General features: G+C 47.0%; 16 protein-coding genes. 10 read left to right on the forward strand and 6 right to left on the reverse strand.

Going from position 1 to position 19,603, the window contains the following annotated elements:
• Nucleotides 1–118 precede the first annotated feature (118 nt).
• A complete protein-coding gene (locus ACO08K_RS31555) occupies nucleotides 119–1,726 on the reverse strand; it encodes a S41 family peptidase (protein WP_421800491.1) in 1,608 nt (535 codons plus the stop codon).
• Between the two features lie 287 nt (nucleotides 1,727–2,013).
• Between ACO08K_RS31555 and ACO08K_RS31560 the strand changes: the two genes are divergently transcribed.
• Nucleotides 2,014–2,514, forward strand: coding sequence for an Lrp/AsnC ligand binding domain-containing protein (locus tag ACO08K_RS31560; RefSeq protein WP_421800492.1), 501 nt, complete (start codon nucleotides 2,014–2,016; stop codon nucleotides 2,512–2,514).
• 83 nt (nucleotides 2,515–2,597) lie between these two features.
• Here the strand turns inward: ACO08K_RS31560 and ACO08K_RS31565 are convergent, their stop codons facing one another.
• Entirely contained in the window at nucleotides 2,598–3,467 is an 870-nt protein-coding gene (locus tag ACO08K_RS31565) for a sigma-70 family RNA polymerase sigma factor (protein WP_421800493.1), read from the reverse strand.
• A gap of 417 nt (nucleotides 3,468–3,884) precedes the next feature.
• Here ACO08K_RS31565 and ACO08K_RS31570 point away from each other — a divergent pair, with 417 nt between their 5' ends.
• The 6 genes from ACO08K_RS31570 to ACO08K_RS31595 all read left to right on the forward strand — a co-directional run bounded on the left by ACO08K_RS31570 (nucleotide 3,885) and on the right by ACO08K_RS31595 (nucleotide 14,313).
• Nucleotides 3,885–4,268, forward strand: a complete 384-nt coding sequence (locus ACO08K_RS31570) for an START-like domain-containing protein (RefSeq protein ID WP_320029051.1) — start codon at nucleotides 3,885–3,887, stop codon at nucleotides 4,266–4,268.
• 14 nt (nucleotides 4,269–4,282) lie between these two features.
• Nucleotides 4,283–6,976, forward strand: coding sequence for a PD-(D/E)XK nuclease family protein (locus ACO08K_RS31575; RefSeq protein WP_421800494.1), 2,694 nt, complete (start codon nucleotides 4,283–4,285; stop codon nucleotides 6,974–6,976).
• Nucleotides 6,977–7,101: 125 nt separating this feature from the next.
• Entirely contained in the window at nucleotides 7,102–10,107 is a 3,006-nt protein-coding gene (locus tag ACO08K_RS31580; RefSeq protein ID WP_421800495.1) for a S8 family serine peptidase, read from the forward strand.
• A gap of 91 nt (nucleotides 10,108–10,198) precedes the next feature.
• Entirely contained in the window at nucleotides 10,199–11,548 is a 1,350-nt protein-coding gene (locus tag ACO08K_RS31585; RefSeq protein WP_421800496.1) for a flavin monoamine oxidase family protein, read from the forward strand.
• A 196-nt stretch (nucleotides 11,549–11,744) separates the two neighbouring features.
• A complete protein-coding gene (locus tag ACO08K_RS31590) occupies nucleotides 11,745–12,446 on the forward strand; it encodes a glycosyltransferase family 2 protein (protein WP_421800497.1) in 702 nt (233 codons plus the stop codon).
• A 247-nt stretch (nucleotides 12,447–12,693) separates the two neighbouring features.
• A complete protein-coding gene (locus ACO08K_RS31595) occupies nucleotides 12,694–14,313 on the forward strand; it encodes a cellulose synthase family protein (protein ID WP_421800498.1) in 1,620 nt (539 codons plus the stop codon).
• 330 nt (nucleotides 14,314–14,643) lie between these two features.
• Here ACO08K_RS31595 and ACO08K_RS31600 read toward each other — a convergent pair whose 3' ends face one another.
• Nucleotides 14,644–15,126, reverse strand: coding sequence for a pyridoxamine 5'-phosphate oxidase family protein (locus ACO08K_RS31600; protein ID WP_421800499.1), 483 nt, complete (start codon nucleotides 15,124–15,126; stop codon nucleotides 14,644–14,646).
• A gap of 138 nt (nucleotides 15,127–15,264) precedes the next feature.
• On the opposite strand from ACO08K_RS31600, the gene ACO08K_RS31605 reads away from it, so the two are divergent.
• Both ACO08K_RS31605 and ACO08K_RS31610 read left to right on the forward strand, forming a co-directional pair.
• Entirely contained in the window at nucleotides 15,265–15,684 is a 420-nt protein-coding gene (locus ACO08K_RS31605) for an element excision factor XisH family protein (RefSeq protein WP_421800500.1), read from the forward strand.
• Complete coding sequence (locus ACO08K_RS31610; protein ID WP_421800501.1) at nucleotides 15,669–16,019, forward strand: XisI protein; 351 nt, start codon at nucleotides 15,669–15,671, stop codon at nucleotides 16,017–16,019. The genes ACO08K_RS31605 and ACO08K_RS31610 overlap by 16 nt, the downstream gene beginning before the upstream one ends.
• Before the next feature lie 48 nt (nucleotides 16,020–16,067).
• On the opposite strand, the gene ACO08K_RS31615 is transcribed toward ACO08K_RS31610, so the two are convergent.
• Nucleotides 16,068–16,316, reverse strand: a complete 249-nt coding sequence (locus ACO08K_RS31615; protein ID WP_421800502.1) for a hypothetical protein — start codon at nucleotides 16,314–16,316, stop codon at nucleotides 16,068–16,070.
• A gap of 268 nt (nucleotides 16,317–16,584) precedes the next feature.
• Complete coding sequence (locus ACO08K_RS31620; RefSeq protein WP_421800503.1) at nucleotides 16,585–18,138, reverse strand: SUMF1/EgtB/PvdO family nonheme iron enzyme; 1,554 nt, start codon at nucleotides 18,136–18,138, stop codon at nucleotides 16,585–16,587.
• A 296-nt stretch (nucleotides 18,139–18,434) separates the two neighbouring features.
• On the opposite strand from ACO08K_RS31620, the gene ACO08K_RS31625 reads away from it, so the two are divergent.
• The gene (locus ACO08K_RS31625) at nucleotides 18,435–18,722 is read left to right on the forward strand and encodes a hypothetical protein (protein WP_421800504.1); all 288 of its coding nucleotides are present in this window, start codon (nucleotides 18,435–18,437) and stop codon (nucleotides 18,720–18,722) included.
• On the opposite strand, the gene ACO08K_RS31630 is transcribed toward ACO08K_RS31625, so the two are convergent.
• Nucleotides 18,719–19,579: an FKBP-type peptidyl-prolyl cis-trans isomerase gene (locus tag ACO08K_RS31630; protein ID WP_421800505.1), complete on the reverse strand. Its 861-nt coding sequence runs from the start codon at nucleotides 19,577–19,579 to the stop codon at nucleotides 18,719–18,721. The genes ACO08K_RS31625 and ACO08K_RS31630 overlap by 4 nt on opposite strands.
• Between the last annotated feature and the right edge of the window lie 24 nt (nucleotides 19,580–19,603).

Genomic DNA, 19,603 nt, shown 5'->3' on the forward strand with positions numbered 1-19,603 from the left:
TGCTATGGAACAGTGACATGTGGAAAAAGTGGTAAAGTAATTTTGTGATGCCTTAACAGGCTTACATCCCCTGTACAGTATTACGCAAAGAAGGGTTGCTTAAGATTGGAAAAATCTCCTATTTGGAAAATTCGGCGGAATGAAGTGATTTTATTGCTGCTTGTACCGTAGGATCATTTTGGTTCAATACGGTGAAAAATCCTTTATCGTCGAAAAGATGTTTGGCGATGCGCGCCTTGAGAAAGCGTGCAATTTCTTTTTGGGTCGTATTCCATTCCCTGGCACTGCCACGCAAACCATTCTGGGTAGCGTAGGCCTTGAATTCATTGAGGGTCTGTTCACTGAGGTCAAATTTTTTCTGAAAGGCTTTCAATCCCATTTTGGACAATTGCTCCCGTTTGGGTTTGTCCAAATATTTGACAACAAAAGCAGGGATCATTTGCCGGGCATCCAGGAAAAAGTCGTCGATCTGAATGGTATCCAAAGGAACAAACACATCCGGAATGATGCCACCACCGCCAAAAACAACCCGGCCTTTGGTGGTGAAATATTTGGTGGAATCCTTAATGTTGATCTTGTTTGCCGAAAGCAATTCACCGTTGCTAAAGCGCTCTTCTAAATCGCGATCGTATTCTTCGGAGCCATGGTCGTAAGCCTTTTGAATGGAACGCCCTGAGGGGGTAAAATACCTAGCAATGGTCAGGCGCAATGCCGATCCATCGCTCAGTTGATATTGCTCCTGCACCAAGCCCTTGCCAAAAGAACGACGGCCAACGATGATGCCACGGTCGTTGTCTTGTATCGCACCAGCAACAATCTCGCTGGCGGATGCACTTCCTTCGTCAATCAACACGGCAATTTTATCAATGGGGTAAAAAACGCGACCGTTCGAATTAAACTCAGCACGGTGGGAAGCTCGGCCTTGGGTGTAAACCAGCAAGTTGCCTTTGTTGGGAAACAGTTGGCTCAACATGTTGGTCGCCATTTGCATGTAGCCCCCGGGGTTGCCACGTAGGTCGAGTACCAGGTCTTTCATGTGGCCTTGCTCCGACAAAATCCGCATGGATTCCAAAAACTCTTTATCGGTCTGTGCTGTAAAGCGATTGACCCGGATGTACCCCACCCGCTCGCCAATCATGTAGGCCGCGTCTATACTTTTAACGGGTATTTGGTCCCGGGTAATCCAATACTGATGCAGCTTTTTACTCCCCGGGCGCAGCACTGAGAGTTGCACTTTGCTGCCTTTTTCCCCCCGCAAAAAACTGACGATCCTTTGGTTGGACAGTTTTTCACCAACAATCACCGAGTCTCCGACCTTGATGATTTTATCCCCGGGTAAAATGCCTGCCACTTCAGAAGGCCCTCCCGACATGGGACTAACAACAACTGCGGTATCCTTCACTATCAAAAATTCTACCCCTATCCCGTTAAATTTACCGTCCAACTGTTCGTTGACTTCTTCTAATTCCGAAGCGGGAATATAGGAGGAATGTGGATCGAGTTGGGACATAAGCTTTTCAATGGCTTCGTCCACCAGTTTGTCCCGGTCTACCTTGTCCACATATTTGGCTTCGATGTAGCGGAGGAGCTCTTCGATCTTACCTTCCCGAAGGCGATAATCATGAACGGCGCCACTTTTGCTGATTTTGACCGCTGGAGCGGCTTGGGGCAGGCGCATCCCAATCACAATACCCAACGCCATTGACACTGCGATGATCAGTGGCAACCAAATCTGCACTTTATTTCTGAAATCATTTGGGCGTGTCGACATAGCCAATTCAAAACAGGTTCGAGTGAAAAAATTAAAACAAACTAAAGTAAGGACAAATTACGCACATTTATGTTGAAAACAGAACGATTATTTTTTTGTTTAGAATCTACCGCGAGTTGTTTTTCCAATAATCCATTTTAAATCAAATTTTGAAAATTTCGTGCATTAAAATTGGCTTTTTTTTGAAAACATTCAAAAAATTAAGGACATTTGTTGAATTGTTTGAAATCATTTGCACCTGCATGAAAAAAGGAATTGAAATTGATCGATTGGACAAGAAAATTTTATCGATCCTCATGCGTGATGCCAAAATAGCTTATACGGAAATAGCGAAAAAACTGTTCGTATCGGGTGGCACCATTCACGTACGTATGAAAAAGCTCGAAGATGTAGGAATTGTAAAAGGGCATAGCCTCACTGTCGATCATGGCAAATTGGGCTACGACATTTCAGCATATTTGGGTATTTATCTGGATAAAAGTTCTTTGTACGAAGATGTAGCCAAAGAATTGGAAAAAATCCCGGAGGTAGTGGAAGCACACTACACTACTGGTTTGTACAATATTTTTGCCCGGGTTTTTTGCAAAGACACCACCCATCTCAAGGAGGTATTGCACGATAAGATTCAAAACATTCCCGGTATCCAACGCACCGAGACCTTCATCTCCCTTCAGGAAAGCATCAATCGCCCCCTGGAAATTCTGAGTGAAGATGGGGAGGAAGAGGAGGATTACACGGAATAAGTGAAAAGTGAAAAGTGAAAAAAATATACCAAACGGTGAAACCCAGATGGTGTACCAGCTTTTCACTTTTCACTTTTCACTTTTTAGCCTCCCAAATAGTTCTTCAACAACTTGCTACGGTTTGCAGAGCGAAGTTTATTGATGGCCTTGTCTTTGATTTGGCGAACCCGCTCACGAGTCAAACCAAATTTTTCACCGATGTCTTCTAGGGACATGGGGTGCTCCACACCAATACCAAAGTATAGTTTGATCACATCACATTGACGATCTGTGAGGGTGCTCAATGAGCGCTCAATTTCACGGCGCAAGGACTCGTTGTAATCCAAGCCGGCGTCAGTATTAGGTGTAGTGTTGTTTTCGAGCACGTCGAGCAGGGAGTTGTCTTCCCCTTCCACAAACGGAGCGTCCATGGAGACGTGGCGTGCAGCTACACCCAATGTGGTTTCTACTTCCTCTGTAGGGATTTCAAGCATTTCAGCCAATTCCTCAGGAGAAGGCTCACGCTCGTATTCTTGCTCCAATTCAGAAAAAGCTTTATTGATCTTGTTGAGAGAACCTACCTTATTTAAAGGCAAGCGCACGATCCGTGATTGTTCAGCCAATGCTTGCAAAATAGATTGACGAATCCACCACACCGCATAGGAGATGAATTTAAACCCTCGGGTTTCGTCAAAGCGTTGGGCAGCTTTGATGAGGCCCAGGTTGCCTTCGTTGATGAGGTCACTCAAGGATAAGCCTTGGTTTTGATATTGCTTGGCAACAGATACTACGAATCGAAGATTGGCTTTCGTCAACTTTTCCAACGCTGCTTGATCGCCTTGTTTGATCCTCTTGGCTAGCTCCACTTCTTCCTCTGGCGTCAACAAATCCACTTTCCCAATTTCCTGCAGGTACTTCTCCAGAGACTGGCTTTCCCGGTTCGTGATCGACTTCGTGATCTTAAGTTGTCTCATGCACAATCTTTATTTAGTATTAAGGAACAATTCTTTTCACAGGGTAGTTGAAAGCCTAGTAGTTCAACATGGCTTCAAGTTGATTAGACGATGAAAAATCATCGGGTAACAACTAGTTCAAGGAATTACGTGTTTGGGTAAGGATGCACAATGGGATTAAGGCATTGAAAATTGAATGGGTGTGAATGCGTTTTTTAGGCCACATTGGTTCCCTCTTTTTACAATCGCCCACAAAAATATTGGAATTCCTCGTTACTGTCAAGTAACTGGGCATAAGTTTATGCATAAATCTATTTCTATTGAAAAAAGTTTGAGCATTTGGAATTTCCATTTTTTTACTTTTTATTGTGCGATCAGTAGAAGACAGTAAATAATTGCTTTCTTTTGCCGTCGAAATCATTGATTTTTATTGCCTGTATGAAAAGAACCCAACTTAAACAAGAATACATTTTCCGAGCTTCACCGCAGATTTTGTATCAATTTCTGACTACTCCTTCTTGTCTCATCCGCTGGTTTTGTGACAACGTGGAAATCGATGGTGAAGTCTATACCTTCTATTGGGGGGATTCTACCGACGAAGCGACGGTGGTGGAGGACCTGGAAGATGAAGTTTTTAGTCTGCGTTGGGAGGGTCTGCACGAAGACAATGAAAAATTAGAATTTAGAATCACCGAAGCGCCCGTCACCGGAGAAACCATCCTTACCCTCACTGATTACTGCGATGACAACGAAGTGAAAGACCAAAAGCGGTACTGGGACAAACAAATGGGCGAACTGCAAGTTGCTTCTGGCGGTGGCTAATCAATTTTCATCGGATGAACCTCATTTTTGGTATTGCCCTAGACAATCCATCCTGGCCCCTACCTGATCATTCCCAAGGTGGCACGTTGTGGTTAGGGCCAAATGGCTTATTGCAATGGTTGGAATTTTTTTATGGACTGGCAGGGCACAAAAACAACAATGAACACCTGCGTATTGAGCAATATCGTCAGGCAATTCGCCAACACCTAGAAGAAGATTCAAGCGCTTTTTTTTCCCGTTCTTTTGCTGCCGATCAATTTGCGACTGCCGCCAATCTGCTCAGTCGTAGGGATGAATTGTTGTTGGCGGGTTGGGATTTTGCCACAACTGCCTCTACTCCATCACGACTGTATAGCATTGCACAGGTTGAAAAGGCCCTAGAGAGCAGCGAACAAAATCTTCCTGCTGGCTTTGCCGACCGTTTCATCGTGCTGGAACAAAAAATCAAAAAGCGATCTGCGCCAATCCAACGCATCAATTTTGTTGAACCAGCTGCCCTACTCCCAGTGCACTGGCAACGCCTTTTTAAGGCTTTGCAACATCATGGGGTAGAACTCAATTACCCTATTCCTCAGCATCAACCCCAGTCAGATACCGACTTGGGTCGCTTTCAGGCTTTTTTAGCAGGCAAAAGCACCACTCAAGAGCTGGCCAAAGATGGCACGTTGCTGTTGTTGCGGGGTAAAAGAGACACCGATTTAGGAGGTTATCTGGCGGCCCTAATGCGTCGCAACCCCAGGTTTCGTCCCTGTTTCCTGATCCCGGATAAATCCCGTACACTGGATGAAGCCTTCATTCACGAAGGTTTGCCCAGTTTGGGCATTCAACCCGCTTCGCTGGCTCGCCCGACCTTGCAAGCCCTCAAATTGATCCCCAATTTTTTGTGGACGCCGGTTGATCCCTTTAAAATAATGGAGTTCGTTTCCCTGCCCCTTAAACCCCTGGAAACGGAACTGGCGAACCGCATTGCCCAACAAATGGCGCAAACCCCGGGAATTCTGGGAGAATCCTGGCAAGCTATGCTGGGTCAATATTTCAGTGAGCTGGAAGAAAGAGCAGCCAAAGAAACGAGCCTAGACATTCGTGAAATTCGCCAACAATACCGTTTTTGGTTTGAACGCAGGCGTTACGATATCGCTGGAGTAGTCCCTAAAAGTGAGGTGGAAGAAATTTTCCTTTACCTGCACATTTGGGCTACCCGCACCCTGGAGCAAAAAAGCAATAACCCTTCTCTGCTCACCCTGGCGGAACAGGCAAAGCAGATCGTTGATTTGTTGCAAACCCTGCCCGAAAATGAGTTGACCCGTCTGGAATTGGAGCGCATCGTGCGCACCGTATACGAACCTGCACCCATGCAAATGAGTTTGCAGGAAGTAGGGCGCTTTCCCTATGTACACCAGCCCAATGCCTTGACGGCTCCGGTCCGGGATTTGATTTGGTGGAATTTCACCCAAAACGAACCCGATTATTTCTTCTCGCGTTGGTACGATCCAGAGCGGGAATGGCTGGCTGGACTCAACATTCAACTGAGCAGCCCTTCAGATCAAAATGCCTTGTTGGGCTTTCAACGCCGTCACCCCGTTTGGATGTGCAAGCATCGATTGATTTTGGTTATTCCCGAAATTGCGGAAGGTGAGGCTATGCTTCCTCATCCCCTGTTGAGTGACCTGGAAGCTTGCTTTGGCCATTTACACCCTATCACTTGTACAGAAGACAATCAACTGCTGGCCAGGTATTTTGACCTGCCTGAAAAAGTAAACATTCCTTTCCGGCGCTTGGGCAAACCAGCAGCATTTCTGAGATTGAACCATCCAGAAAAACTGGTAGAAAGGGCTGAAGAAACATTTACCAGTTTGGAAAGTCTCCTGTACTACCCTTATCAATGGTTGTTCCGGCACCATATCCGTCTGCGTAAATCTTCCATCCTCAGCATTGTAAAAGACAATACCCTGCAAGGAAATCTGGCGCATCGTTTTTTCCAAAACCTTTTACTCATCCCCGAGTTAAGTAACTGGAGCAAATCTCAAGTAGATCAATGGATCGATCGGGAAGCGGAGCGGCTCTTGCACCGGGAAGGCGCTGTTTTGCTCATGTATGGCAAAGAAGCAGAGCGTAAACGTTTTTTAAAACGCCTTAAATTTGCTGCCTGGAGCCTGGTAAATTTGTTGCAAAACAATGAGTGGAAGGTTGCGGCTACGGAATTACCACTCGAAGGAGAATTTGCCAGCATTCGTTTAAATGCCCGTGCCGACCTGGTTTTGGCGCGTAATTTGGAGCAAACTGTACTGGATTTAAAGTGGCGTGGTGGCTTACGGCGTGAATTGATGATCAAAAACGAAGAAGATTTGCAACTTGCCTTGTATGCCCATTTGTTACCACTGAGTACAGAACAGGTTCATACAGCTTATTTCATCATGGAGAATGGGCGGCTGATTGCCCGGGACCGCTCTGCTTTCAAAGACATCACCCCCGTCAGCCCCGATGCAAATCCAATTGAGGTGCGAAATCGTATTCTGCAAAAGATGGAGACTACTTTGCAATGGCGTTTGGCACAAATCCGACGTGGGGAAGTAGAAATTCGCTGCGCAGCCACCATTGCCCATTTGGAGCAGCATTATGCCGAGGACGATTTATTGGCCTTTTTGGAGTTAAAAAGGGAAGATGCGCCTTTTGATGACTACCGAACCCTGATCAATCTGGTTAAATAAGTTTTGTACTTCTTCAGACAAAAAATTCGTTTCTCCAGAATGGTGGTTTTGGCTATTCCCGTGTTTATACCTATAATTGATGCACCAAATTTAAGCCCCCATCATAATCTTAAAAACAAGTGAGCATGTGTTTGATGTACTTACAACGATCTACAATCAAAGTCCTGTTTTGCATTGCCTTGTTTTTTTCCGCTGCACAGCATGATCTCCAAGCGCAAAACTATAATGCAGCCAATGTAGCGACCGCATTGTATGAAGACTTAGTCAATAAGCCTGATCATCAATTCCATATCCTGGTCAGCCTAAAAAGCCAGGTAGACCTTTCCCGTTGGCAACAGGGAGAGTTGCGCAGTTCTAGCTCCCGTGATCAGCAGGTTGCGGCCCTCATCAATACCTTGCAAAGCAATGCAGCAGCTACGCAACCCCGCTTGGTAGACTGGATGCAGGCAGCAAAAGGAGTAGAAAAGAACTCGGTCAAAACCTACTGGATCGCCAACATCATCGAACTAAAAGCAAGTGCAGCCTTCATTGCAGAATTGAGCAAACACCCAGAAGTAGACTGGATTGAGCCTTTCCCGGAAATGGCCATCGAAAGTTATCGTTCTGCACCAGCTCCACCACCGCTGAGCCCGGGAGGCGTTGAACCGGGTTTGAACGCCATCAATGCCCGCGCATTGTGGCGTTTGGGTTATACCGGTTATGGGCGCAAAATACTGATTGTGGACTCTGGTCAAGAGTACAACCACCCGGCCCTGCGTACCCAGTTTGCCTACAATTATGGCGCTCAAAGCGCCACTTACCGCAGTTCTATCCTAGGTGATCTATGTGGAGAGCACGGTACAGCTGTTGCAGCGGTGGCGGTAGGTTTGGATCGTTTGACGCGTGATACTGTGGGGGCGGCCTTCAATGCCTTATGGATGGGTGGGCCTGCGGCTTTTCGAAATCCAACGACCAATGAAATTTGCCCGCTAGAGGGAATCTCCACCAGTACTATTGAAGTACTACAGTGGGCGCTCAACCCAGATGGTAATACCCTTACTTCCAGCGACATCCCTGATGTGGTCAACAATTCCTGGGGAAACAGCAATAATGCCGATGAATGCCGGAGTGCATTTCGCACCGTGGTGCAATCCTTGGATGCAGCCGGGATCGCAGTCGTTTTTGCTGCAGGCAATAAAGGGCCTGACCCTTCTACGGTCAATTTACCTGGAGGCTTAAACCTCGATCTGGTTGTGCCCATGTCGATTGGGTCTATTAACGGCAATACGACCAATTACCCTATTTCTGATTTTTCTTCCCGGGGGCCTACTGTATGTGGTCGCGATGGCAGTTTTTTGATCAAGCCTGAAGTCGTTGCCCCAGGAGAACGTGTACGAACCGCCACTTTAGAAGGCGGTTATTCTACTGTTGATGGGACTTCTTTTTCTGCGCCGTATGTTTCAGGAGGGATTTTGTTGCTCAAAGAAGCCTTTCCTACCTTAAGTGGAAAACAGCTTGGACTGGCTTTGTACAATTCGGCCAAAGACTTGGGCCCTGCTGGTGAAGACAATGATTACGGCCGTGGCCTTATCGATCTTGGGGCTGCCTACAACTGGTTGATCAGTCAAGGATTTCAGCCAACTCCACCTATCCGAGCAAGCAACGATGTAATCCATGTGCAGGCCAATCCACGCATATACGGTTGTGACCGGCAGGCATACATCGAAGTAAGCTTTGAAAACAGTGGAGCGGATACCTTGCGGAGTATGGACATCATCATTCGCCGAGATGGCCAGAGTAGTGCATTAATCCAGCACAAGTGGACTGGAAAAGTGGCTCCAGGAAAACTGGCTACCTACCTGGTTCCTCCTTTCAATGCTCCACTCGGCCGCTATATCGTTGAAGTAGACCTACGCAATCCCAATGGTTTTGCCGATGCCCGGGCGTTGAATAACCAGATCAAAACCTACATCAATGTAACCGGTTTGCCACAGTTGCCCAACGCTGAGGCTTCTACTGCCAATATCTGTGCAGGTAATGAAGTTTCACTGAGCAGTGATTATACTGGAGAAGGTTCCGTACGTTGGTTCAATCAAAGCAGTGGCGGTACGGCACTGGCCACTGGCAATACCTTTAAAACCGGGGCGCTCAACAAAGATACTGTACTCTTTGCTGAACTGACTTTCAATAAATCCACTGGCCGTTTGGATCAAACCGGCGGAGATGTTGTTTACAACGATTCCGTTGGAGGCCTGGTTTTTGACGCCTATTACGATTTTATCCTTAAATCGGTTACCATTTATCCAAACCGTACGGGTTTGCGTTTTTTCACTTTGCGCAATTCTACCGGAGGTGTACAAACCATCAGCTATCGGGTGAGTAAAGCAGGCGAACAAAAAGTTCCCCTTAATTTCAAAGTCACCCCGGGAACCGATCAGGTGCTGGAATTGACTCGCGGAGGTGAGCTGTCGATTGTCAAAGCAACAGCCTCCTACCCTATTGCCATTACCGATGTGATGGCCATCAAGTACGCGAATAATGTGGCTGATCCAGAGGATTATCCCTATTTTTTCAACTGGGAAATAGAATATGGTTACCCTTGTGGCCGGACGCCAGTGTTTATCGATGTAACGGCAAAACCTCAAGCGCAGTTTGCATTGCCCTCTAGTGCTCCGAAGACCAATACTGCCTTGAATTTTCAAAATCAATCTACGGGTGCGACCCAATTCTTGTGGAATTTCGGAAATGGCCTGTCTAGCACCGAAGCCAATCCCAGCACCTCTTACACCGCCGCAGGCTCTTATCAAGTCTCGCTCAGCGTCACCAACGCACTGGGATGTACCGATACCAGGGTGCAAACCATCCAGGTAGGTACAACTTCCACGACTGAACAGGATGCCTTGGCCTACCGATTCAACGTTTTCCCCAATCCTGCCCAGGATGAGGTCAACGTTTCCTTCAATCTTGATCAAAGTAGACTGGTTCGGGTAAGCGTGGTTAACAGCATTGGGCAAGTGTTGCGTTCCCAAAATCTGGGCCAACGCCAGTCGGGTCAGGAACGTATTACCCTCAATCAGTTGCCGGCTGGGATTTATTGGCTGATGTTTGATGTGGAGGGAACCAGAATTGCTAAACCGCTTTTAAAAAAATAAGGACTTAATGATGAGTGATGAATGATAAATGATGAATTTTGCCAAAGCGGCATTGGCACTGCATTATTCATCATTTATCACTCATCACTATATGGATTCCTGCGAAATAGTCGTTGTTGGTGCTGGTTATGCGGGCTTAACTGCGGCCCGACACCTGATTGCAGCAGGCAAAGAGGTCATTGTACTGGAGGCCCGAGACCGGGTCGGTGGTCGGGTTTATACCCAACAAATAAGCGAGGACTTCTATGTTGACCTGGGCGGCCAGTGGATTGGACCGACTCAGGACAAAATATACGCCCTTTGCCAGGAGTTGGGCATTGACACTTTTGGCACTTACAATCAGGGTAAAAACATCATATCGCTGCGCAAAAAGGTCAAAACCTACCGGGGTTTAATTCCTAAAATAGACCTCCCCTCCCTGCTCAATATTGATTTCACTTTAAAAAAGCTGGAAAAATTAGCCAAACAAGTGGATCTGGAAACACCATGGCTGGCTGATCAAGCCGAAAAGTGGGACAGTCAAACACTGGCTACTTTTTTGGATCGGGAAGTCAAATTCAGCAATGCCCGGGCAGTTATTGATGCGGGAATGGAAACGGTTTATGCCACTTCCAGCGCAGAAATTTCCCTGCTCAATGCCCTTTTTTACATTCACTCTGGTGGCAGTTTGAACGCCTTGCTCAGCATCGATCAGGGTGCACAACAAGACCGCATCCAAGGTGGAGCGCAATTGCCTGCTGAGCGATTAGCCGATCAATTCCGGGATCGAATCCGCTTCAATGCTCCCGTGCGACAAATTGCGCAGGATGAGTCGGGTGTGCTGATACAATATGATGGTGGCCAAATCAGGGCCAAAAAAATAATCGTGGCCATCCCCCCTACCCTGACGGCAAAAATCGATTACCGCCCCAGCCTCCCTCCTACCCGCGTGCAACTCACCCAACGGATGCCGATGGGCACTGTGATCAAGTGTTACGCCATATATGATCGCCCCTGGTGGCGAGAGCTTGGGTATAGTGGGCAAATCGTGGCCGACCCCAATTTGCCTTTTCAAACAACTTTTGACAACTCCCCCGCTGATGGCAGCAAAGGGGTTTTGATGGCTTTTTGTCTGGCCAATCGGGCTCGGCCATTATTGAATTTAAGCATGGAAGAAAGGGGAAAAATTATCCTGGCAGGGTTGGTGCATTGTTTTGGGCCCGCTGCCGCCAAGGTTGAGCAATACCTGGATCACAGTTGGGCGGCCGAGGAATGGAGCGGCGGCTGTTACGTGGGCCTGCGTAGCCCGGGTGCCTGGGTGGGTTATGGAAATGCGCTGGCGGAGCCTTGTGGGCATATTCATTGGGCGGGGACGGAGACGGCGACGGTGTGGAATGGGTATATTGAGGGGGCGATTCGGTCGGGGGAGGATGCGGCGCTTGCGATTCTTTCCCACGAATAAATTCGTGGGCTGGGGTTGTATGTGTAGCCTCCCACGGATAAATCCGTGGGTTGGCGGTATCTCTTGGGCTGGTGGAAGGCCAACCCCACATTTTCAAACCTTCACACCCACACCCTTTCTTGTGGGTTGGCAGGAGGACTCTAGATCATGCCTGAATTTTTTACCTTTGCTACCCTAACCAAAATCACCCATACTTTTGCACACTCCCATCATCCACGTCATCATCCCCGTTTTTAACGAAGAAAAATCCATTGGTTTGGTCCTCTCCGAAATCCCGAAGGATTGGGTACAGGAGGTCATTGTGTGCAACAATGGGAGTACGGACAATACCGCTCAGGTGGCGCAGGCAGCCGGAGCCACCGTGGTGCATCAGCCCAATAAAGGTTATGGCAATGCCTGTTTGAAGGGTATGGAATACATTCAACAGAAGCCGCTCGCGGAACACCCCGACATTCTCGTTTTTTTGGATGGTGATTATTCAGATTATCCGGAAGAGTTGCCTTTAGTCGTAGGCCCGATTCTGAACGAAGGAATTGACATGGTGATCGGCTCCCGCTTGTCATCCGGCAAAGCTGAAAAGGGTTCGCTCACCCCGCAACAAGTATTTGGCAACTGGCTGGCCACTTTCCTCATCCGGTATTTGTACAATTATCATTTTACCGATTTGGGGCCATTCAGGGCCATTCGTTGGAAAAGTTTGTTGGCCTTGAACATGGTCGATCGCAATTATGGCTGGACTGTGGAGATGCAAATCAAGGCAGCGAAGCAAAAATTGCGCTGTACGGAAGTTGCCGTGCGTTACCGCAAGCGAGTTGGAGTGTCTAAAGTATCAGGAACCATCAAAGGAACCGTCTTGGCCGGGTACAAGATACTTTATACCATTTTCAAACATCTTTGAGCCCCAACAGCAAAAAAACGAAATTAGATTCTGTGTTTTGGACAAATCCAATCATAAGGTTTTCAGGCATTGTGCGACAATTGATGCCCCACAAACGTTTGCATAAATTATAAAAAAAAATATTTCTAAAAAAGGCGTTACTTTGCCTCCCTAAATCGTTCTAAACTAGTGAAAAACGATATAAATTGCATCGTTTTTCAACACATGCTAAGAAACCTGTTAAAAGAGAAAAACGCACATAACCAATATGATGTCCGCACTTGCCTTCTTTTTTTTGGGGGTGTACACCTTGTCCCTGACCTACGTGACCGCTTACTGCTTGTCACAATTCAATCTTCTCTACTACTACAAGCGCTTTGACTGGCGCCGTAAAAAAGAGGAGTTTAAAGCAAGATTTGCGGCGACGGCTCAGGCCGAAGCTGTAGTCGCTGCTGCCGCTGTCGTTGGGGGAAAAAGCATCACTTCCGCACAAAACCTGGGCGTAGCAAACGCTGATTACAGCCTGATGAGTACTGAAGAGTACGAAAAAACCTACCCTTTTGTCACCATCCAATTGCCACTTTACAACGAACAATACGTAGTAGAGCGCTTGATTGACAACATGGTACAAATGGATTATCCACGTGATCGTTTCGAAATTCACGTATTGGATGACTCTACCGATGAAACCCAGGAGCTGGTTCGTGCCAGAGTAGCCTACCATCAGGCTCAGGGGGTCAACATCGAACAAATTCGCCGGAAAGAGCGCAAAGGTTACAAAGCTGGTGCTTTGAAGGATGGTATGGAATTCGCTAAAGGTGAATTCATGGCCATTTTTGACGCCGACTTCCTGCCTCGTCCCGACTTCCTGAAAAAGACTGTTCCACACTTCCAGGATCCTAAAGTAGGCGTGGTACAAACCCGCTGGGAGCACATCAACGAAGATTATTCGCTGATCACCCGCCTGCAGGCGCTGCAACTCAACGTACACTTTACGGTTGAGCAAGTAGGTCGTATGGAAGGCAAACACTTCTTGCAGTTCAACGGTACTGCCGGTTTGTGGCGCCGCAAAACCATCGAAGATGCTGGTGGCTGGGAAGCTGATACACTGACTGAAGACCTCGACCTGAGCATTCGTTCTCAGTTGAAGGGCTACAAAATCAAGTTCCTGGAAGATGTGTCTGTACCTTCCGAATTGCCAGCCGACATGAACGCCCTCAAGGCGCAACAGTTCCGCTGGATGAAAGGGGGTGCTGAAACTGCTCGTAAAATGTTGCCAATCGTTTGGAATTCCAACATGAGCCTGATGCAAAAATTGAATTCTACCTTGCACTTGTTGGCAAGTACGGTTTTCGTGTTTGTATTCGTGATGGCCATGTCCAGTGTTCCACTCTTGTACCTGGTGAACGTTTTGGCGAAACGCCACGGCTTTGACAAAGACTTCTTTACAGTATACCTGCTGGGTATGTTGAGCATCACTTTGATGTACTACATCGCCAACGTACAATCCAAGGCGCGGCATTTGCCAGTGGTGAAAGCGGTTTTCCGTTTCATTACGCACTTCCCGCTGTTCCTGGCTATGTCGATGGGTCTGTCCTTGCACAACACCATTGCCGTAATCGAAGGCTGGAGAGGTAAAAAATCTCCTTTCGTACGTACACCGAAGTTCAACATCAAAGACGGCAAAGACCAGTTCTCCAACAACAAGTACTTGAAGAAAAACCTGACCTGGGGCACATACTTGGAAGGCTTCATGGCCCTGTACTTCGGTACTGCGGTACTGTGGTCGGCTTACTGGGGTGAAACCATCTTCATCGTTTACCACGTGATGATGACGATCGGTTTTGGTTCGGTTTACCTGTATTCCTGGAAACACGCTCGGGCGTAATTGACGCAAGGGTTTAGAAATAAAAAAGGCCAGGTGGAGGAATCCATCTGGCCTTTTTTGGTTTGATAGTCTTGAGGCGAGTTTCTTATCAAGCAAACCGGTGATCTTAAACATGACCGACCAGCGGCAGAGCCGCAAAACGTCTGTAGCCCAAGGAACGAAGATGGATTTCAAGGTACGTAGTACCGCAACTATTGCCTTGTGTTCCGGTGCTCTGCACCTTAAAACCTTGCACGGCCTAGATTGCTATCGACGTTTGGGCGGCTCTGCCGCTGGTCGTCATGTGCCATAGCTTACAAATTACCGATTATGAGGATTTATTTTGCCCCCTCACATCGGCACCTTCGCCAGATCAAAAGCATGAAAATGTACCTCCCGCACAAAGTCCATGTTGCCAAACAATTTTTTCCCGCCCGGCAGTGCTTTCATTCGACCTAGTCGGCGATTTCCCCGCTCTATTTCGGCTGGGGTGGGTGCACGACGCTCCCCAATCGTGCCGTAAATTTTGGTCATCGGAGGAGTTTTGAATTGACCAAACAACATACTTTTCAGCCAGTACCACCTTCCACTATTCGCGGCCATGATGCAGACTTTGGGGTTGGTCGCAGCATTGCGCGGGATCGTTTGGGTGAAAATTTCAAAGTAAAACCCCGAAAAATCATCCCGATTGAGGAAGAAGGAGCCGATGGGTGTAACGTTGGGTTGCCCTTCAGCGTCTGCGGTGGCAATGGAAACGTGGAGGTTGGTGGCGAAACCGTGCCGGAAGTTTTGACGGATGGTAGGCCAATTTTCAAGGGTAATGGAGGATGGCATATGCAGGTGTTTTCGGATGAAACAAAGTATATGGCTATTGGTTTTGGGAAAGGCCATAACTAGCAGTTAAATAATTGGATGCTTGGATTGACTTTGTGCGTTAGAATGCTTTACATTTGTTGACAACTTATGTTTGGTATGGCTAGAGACAAATTCCATAGTAATGCACGGGAGGCTTTAGTAAAAGAGGGTTGGAACATCACCGATGATCCCTTACGGATACCAATCGATGGAAGTTATTTGGAGATTGATCTTGCCGCAGAAAAAGTTTTTGCAGCAGAACGAGAAGGGCAAAAAATTGCAGTGGAAGTGAAGAGCTTTTTAAATAAATCCTTCATGGCTGACTTTCACGAAGCGATGGGGCAATACCTGGATTATCGAAGTGCATTGGAAGATGTGGAGCCCGACAGAGAGGTCTACCTGGCAGTTCCTGAAAGTGCTTTTGGACACTACATGTTTCAGGGGAGATTTATTCAAAAGCGGTTGAAAGAGGAAAATGCGTGTTTGATCATTTTTAACTCACTTCAGAACACAATCATCAAATGGATAAAGTATTAAAATATCGTCAAATTCTTCAGGACGTGCTAACTGCATACGCGACGAATAATGGATCTAGAAAACCACAGTCACCTGATGATGTACAAGTTCGAGTATTGGTAGATACCCAAAATGATCATTACCAAGTATTAAATGCAGGATGGCGCAATGGAAAGCAGCTTTTTTCGGTTATTTTTCACTTCGACATAATTGACGGTAAAATTTGGCTGCAACGCAACATCTCGGATTACGACATCATTGAGGATATCGAAGCTAAAGGGGTACCAAAATCAGATATTGTGTTGGCGTTTCATTCGCCAGAGATGAGGCCGTATACGGATTATGCGGCGGCGTAAGGTGTTTTGGGCGATTCTTATTACTACTTCTCGCCGTAATTTTTTTGCTCATGCACTCGCCTTAGAAAGGTGTAACCTCGCTCTGGATTTGGCCAAACGAACGATGTGTTCATAAATGAGGTAATGGTCTAGCTCTTCTTGTTCAGCATCAGCAAGTCCTTCTTCCTGCTTTTTTTCCAAAAGCTCTTCTACCCGATCTTGTAAAGCTTCGGGAGCATGAAAAGCCAACACTTTAACTGGATCTAACATAGCCATAAATTCCGCGAGGCTATCGTAAGCACTGGTTGACTTGGTCATAACTAACTTTTGAGGTAAAAATAGGGCTTTTATCACTAGGATTCAAGGGCAAAAGTTGTTGTTATTCAAAATTGGCAATGGCATCACGCTGAAAGGATTAACAATCGAATGAAGTTCAAAGGGGGCGACAGATTAATAAAAAATTGTACGCCCTATCTCACTGATTTTTCAGTTGCTTACAGGTTTTCACTTCCCTAAAATTTCGGCGCTACGCGCCCTACTTGCCAAAGCGCCAGCTAAAGGGCAAGAGGGTAAAAGGGATGAAGGGTTAGTGCCGGGCCAAACGGAAACCAAAACCGTTGTTGCGGGCGTCCGGAAGGTAGCCATCCCGATACGACACCATCAGGCTCCTGTCATCGCCGTCGTTCCAGGCTCCACCGCGAACCACACGAGTAACGTCCTTTCCTTGTCTGTCCCAGGGACTCCCGTCCGTAGGAGCGCCCCCATAATTACTGTGCCAAGCATCCTGACACCACTCCGATACATTACCGCTCATATCGTAAATACCAAGTTCGTTGGCTTTCTTGCCACCGACCGGGTGCGTTTTTCTCCCCGAATTTTTAGCATACCAAGCCACCTCATCAATGTCATTGCTGCCTGCATAGAAATACCATTTGCTTTGCTGGCCACCACAGGCCGCATATTCCCATTCCGCCTCGCTAGGCAGGCGGTAGTTTTTGCCGGGGTATTTTTTGTTGAGTTTTTCCAAAAATTCCTGCACATCGTCCCAACTGACGCTTTCCACCGGGCAGTCCTCACAGCCTTGGAAATGGGAAGGGTTATTCCCCATAATTTCCTGCCAAAGTTTTTGGGTCACGGGGTATTTTCCGATTTCAAAATCAGTAAGCGTTACGCTGTGGATGTTTTTTTCATCGTCGTATTCATAATCATAACTAACCATTTGGAAGGTGCCTCCGCGCACGAGCACCATTTCGGGCTGGGTTTTTTCATTTTCATCTATGCTTTTACTAAGCGCGGTAACGAGGGCTCTAAATTTCTCCTTGCGCTCTGGATCGGTTGGTTCTATAGCTCGTTTTTTACCTCCTAATTCATTTTGTAGCAGGCCTCTATGTTTTTCTTCAATTTTTCGCGCTGTTTCGGCAGCATGTAATTTTTCCAACTGCTGCTCTGCTTCTTCCCTATGAAGTTGGTACTGCGGTTCTTCAAGATACACTTCGAGCGCATTCATTTTTCCCCGCTCGGTTTCTACTTTTTCGATGGCTGCCAGAGCTGTTTTCCAGGCAATCTCGTCCTGTTTTTTTAGGCGCTCGTTTTTTTGTTTTTGCTTTTCGGCCTCTGTTTTTTGCCGGGTTTCGCGCTCCAACTCTTCTTGTCGGGCTTTTTCAGCGGCAGCTATTTTTTGCTGCATTTCGTCTGCTGCTGCTTTGATGCCCAACGCAACCGCATAGTAGGCCTCGTCAAGAGAGTGCAAATCGTGCGAAAGGATGGGTTTGGCATTGGGAGGCAAAGCCTGAAATTTCCCCAGTTCAAAATATTCCTCCCAAGGGCATCTGCGAACGATAATCGGGATGAGCTTGGCCTTCTCCTCACGGTGGCGCTGGAGGGCAGCTTGTAGTTCCGTCTTTTCGATGTATTCGGAATTGAGAAAATCCACACTGATGAAAAGCAGGATGAGTTGGGCGCTTTCCAGTTTTAGTTTGATGGATTTGTCCCAGTCTTGTCCGGCGAGGATTTCCCCGTCGTCCCAAATTTGTAAAACCTCCTTTTTTTCAAAAATTCTGAGCTGCCCGCGAATGGCGTTGACGGTCGAGCGGTCTTCGTGGGCGTAAATGATGAAGGTCTTCAGCGGGGTAGGTTCCATCCGTGATGTAGCTATTGAGTCTAAGCAAATGTAGCGAAATTTTTTTTAATTCAAATTTTGTGGCGGGGAAGGAAATGGATAGGTATGAAAATTGTCCTAGAAGCAAGTACACAGGTGGAAGGAGTACTGTGGAGGCATTTGTGAAGCGAAGAAAATTATAATCGAACCAACCAAAGCGACAATAATAGCAGCGCTGATGACGCGGATTTACGCGGATTTGCTTTCGCCTGTAGCAACGAGCGTTAAGAATTAATAATGATAATTTTTTACCCTCGATTTAATTCAACCAAAGCGGCATGATGGCAAAACGGATGCCACGGATGACGCGGATTAGAACGGATCTTGACTCGCCTTCGGCTCGTCCTTTTCCGCCGCAGGCGGAAAAAATCCGTTTTTATCTGTGGTATCCGTGGCATCCGTTTTGCCATCATGTCGCTTTTAGCAAAAAGAGGCGAAGCCTCAACAGCGCGAAGCGCATTAATATCGTCTTGGTTAAATTAAAGCAGCAAAGCTGCAAAAATGCCGGATATTACTTTTTACTGCTCATAACTAGCGCCGAAGGCGCGATTGAACAGTATCCTTAAAAACTCACCAACTCAATATCAAAAATAATCACCGTATTGGCAGGCACACCACCCGCGCTACCATTGGCACCATATCCCAATTTAGATGGAAAGAGGAATGTTCCCTTACCACCTTTTTTCAATAGTGGCACCCCGATTTTCCAACCTTCGATCAAGTTAGTCAGCGGGAACTGCGCCACTGCGTCCGTTTTGGTTTGGTCAAATACCTTCTTGTCGGTGAAATACCCTTTGTACTTGACAGTAACTACCGAACTGGCGGTTGGATTGTCGCCAGTGCCCGGCTCAGAGATGATGTAGTACATGCCCGAGGAATGTTTTTCAGCGGTCAGACTATTATCCGCCAGGTACTTGCGGATGACTTCATCATCGTTTTCGGCCTGGGTACCAAAGCCCACCAACTCCACATCGAAGATCACGATTGAGTTAGCAGGGATACCTTGGGGAGGGTTTCCTCCGTAAGCCAAATCCGAAGGAATGATAAAGGTTGCTTTGCCCCCTTTTTTCATTTTGAGAATCCCCACCTGAAAACCAGGAATCAGTCCGCGTAAGGCGACAGTAATTGGTTTTCCTGCGTCAGATTTGTCAAATTCAGTGCCATCAATCAGGTAACCTCGATAGTTGAAGGTCACCAAATCCGCGGAGTCGGCGCGGATTGCTTTTCCCGTTCCCTCCAGGGTATTGATGTAATACACCCCGGAAGGGTCTTTTTGAGCATTGAGGCCTTTATCGCTCACGTATTTTTCAATAATGGCCTGCTGCTCTTCAAATCGTTCTTCTTCTTTGGAGGTCAGATTGAAACATGCGTTGAGCATGATCAAACTCAAGAGCAACATAAAGCTTGTGATTCTTTGTCTCATCGTGCATTGTTTTAGTTGAAAAAC

It is taken from the genome of Haliscomenobacter sp. (assembly GCF_965225875.1).
GTDB lineage: Bacteria > Bacteroidota > Bacteroidia > Chitinophagales > Saprospiraceae > Haliscomenobacter.

Coding starts and splice junctions, on each gene's coding strand:
- ACO08K_RS31560 (WP_421800492.1), top strand. CDS start 2,014: ATGAAAAAAGGAATTGAAATTGATCGATTGGACAAGAAAATTTTATCG.
- ACO08K_RS31565 (WP_421800493.1), bottom strand. CDS start 3,467: ATGAGACAACTTAAGATCACGAAGTCGATCACGAACCGGGAAAGCCAG.
- ACO08K_RS31570 (WP_320029051.1), top strand. CDS start 3,885: ATGAAAAGAACCCAACTTAAACAAGAATACATTTTCCGAGCTTCACCG.
- ACO08K_RS31575 (WP_421800494.1), top strand. CDS start 4,283: ATGAACCTCATTTTTGGTATTGCCCTAGACAATCCATCCTGGCCCCTA.
- ACO08K_RS31580 (WP_421800495.1), top strand. CDS start 7,102: ATGTGTTTGATGTACTTACAACGATCTACAATCAAAGTCCTGTTTTGC.
- ACO08K_RS31585 (WP_421800496.1), top strand. CDS start 10,199: ATGGATTCCTGCGAAATAGTCGTTGTTGGTGCTGGTTATGCGGGCTTA.
- ACO08K_RS31595 (WP_421800498.1), top strand. CDS start 12,694: ATGATGTCCGCACTTGCCTTCTTTTTTTTGGGGGTGTACACCTTGTCC.
- ACO08K_RS31600 (WP_421800499.1), bottom strand. CDS start 15,126: ATGCCATCCTCCATTACCCTTGAAAATTGGCCTACCATCCGTCAAAAC.
- ACO08K_RS31605 (WP_421800500.1), top strand. CDS start 15,265: ATGGCTAGAGACAAATTCCATAGTAATGCACGGGAGGCTTTAGTAAAA.
- ACO08K_RS31610 (WP_421800501.1), top strand. CDS start 15,669: ATGGATAAAGTATTAAAATATCGTCAAATTCTTCAGGACGTGCTAACT.
- ACO08K_RS31615 (WP_421800502.1), bottom strand. CDS start 16,316: ATGACCAAGTCAACCAGTGCTTACGATAGCCTCGCGGAATTTATGGCT.
- ACO08K_RS31620 (WP_421800503.1), bottom strand. CDS start 18,138: ATGGAACCTACCCCGCTGAAGACCTTCATCATTTACGCCCACGAAGAC.
- ACO08K_RS31625 (WP_421800504.1), top strand. CDS start 18,435: ATGATGGCAAAACGGATGCCACGGATGACGCGGATTAGAACGGATCTT.
- ACO08K_RS31630 (WP_421800505.1), bottom strand. CDS start 19,579: ATGAGACAAAGAATCACAAGCTTTATGTTGCTCTTGAGTTTGATCATG.